The following is a 1,081-nucleotide window of genomic DNA, read 5'->3' on the forward strand; positions in this document are numbered from 1 at the left end:
ATCAACCCCATTACCGCTATGCAGGGACGACGACGGACGAGGCACCGACCGAACCGCTTGACACAAAACGACTTACGCTGATGACAGGACGTTCGCAAACCAATCGGGTGTGCCGATGCGCGCGCTGTCCCATCCGGAGGCACCAACTGTCACGAATATAGAGCCGTACGGCGACAGACAACCTCAATGTACCCACCGATCGGAGACTCGATATGCGCAAGATTTCTGCCTTGGCCAGTGTGTTTGCCGTGGCAAGCATGGCAACTGCGATTCTTGCTAACCCTGCATCGGCGATCGATCCCACGACAGCCAAGTGCGCCGAGAAGGAGAGCTACGCTGACTTCCAGAAGTGCATGAAGGACGCTACTGCCAAGGCGGATAACGCCGGGGCTGCCGATGAGAAGAAGAAGGCCGACGCGAAGCGTGAGTGCGAGGACAGGGGTAAGGAGTGGTATGGGGGCGAGTGCCATAGCGGCAAGTAAGCCAGGTGGGCCGGAGCGGATTCCGGCCCACTCGCTTCTGTCGGACCCCCCTCCTACTAGCCAAAGTACGCCCATCAGCCATCAGCACCGCCGCCCCGCTAGCCGTGAGCACGCAGATTGCGGTTAGACATCCGCCGACGAATTTTGAATAGCCATTCCTGATCTTCGTTACCCCGAGCCAGTCGGATGGCTTCCACAGCGCATCACTCAGTGCGGAGCACACTTCTCGGCACGCCGCAGCCAGACCTCTGCGCCGGTCACCCGACCGACCAACCAGTAGACACGCAATAGCAGCGGTTAGACGTACGCTCATCGGCTAGTTACCGCGTGTTGTAGGTAAGTGATGGATGCTCGGCTGAGTCCTTCGCCTGCCAGGCATGGCGCGACCAGCCCGAGGAATGGCCATCTTTTCGAGACATATCACGGTGGCCATCTTGTGAGACAACTTCAAAAGCCACAGGCCAGGACCTTGGCACCGGCCATGCTTTTTGAGCCCTACATACCTGTAGACATCCCAGGTCCCTAACTTGTCAAGCGGCTTCGCGGATTGCGGTTGTGTCGCGGTGTGCCCAGGCGATGTGTTCGTCGTAGGGCAGGTG

At 59.1% G+C, this 1,081-nt stretch carries 1 protein-coding gene; it reads left to right on the plus strand.

Going from position 1 to position 1,081, the window contains the following annotated elements:
- Positions 1-212: 212 nt before the first annotated feature.
- Positions 213-482, plus strand: a complete 270-nt coding sequence (locus tag ACIBCN_RS44550) for a hypothetical protein (RefSeq protein WP_396998945.1) — start codon at positions 213-215, stop codon at positions 480-482.
- The last annotated feature ends 599 nt before the right edge of the window (positions 483-1,081 follow it).

Source organism: Nocardia sp. NPDC051052, from assembly GCF_044456045.1.
Classification (GTDB): domain Bacteria; phylum Actinomycetota; class Actinomycetes; order Mycobacteriales; family Mycobacteriaceae; genus Nocardia.

Bases quoted from the DNA above. Each gene is read 5' to 3' on its own strand.
- ACIBCN_RS44550 (WP_396998945.1), top strand. From the start codon at position 213: ATGCGCAAGATTTCTGCCTTGGCCAGTGTGTTTGCCGTGGCAAGCATG.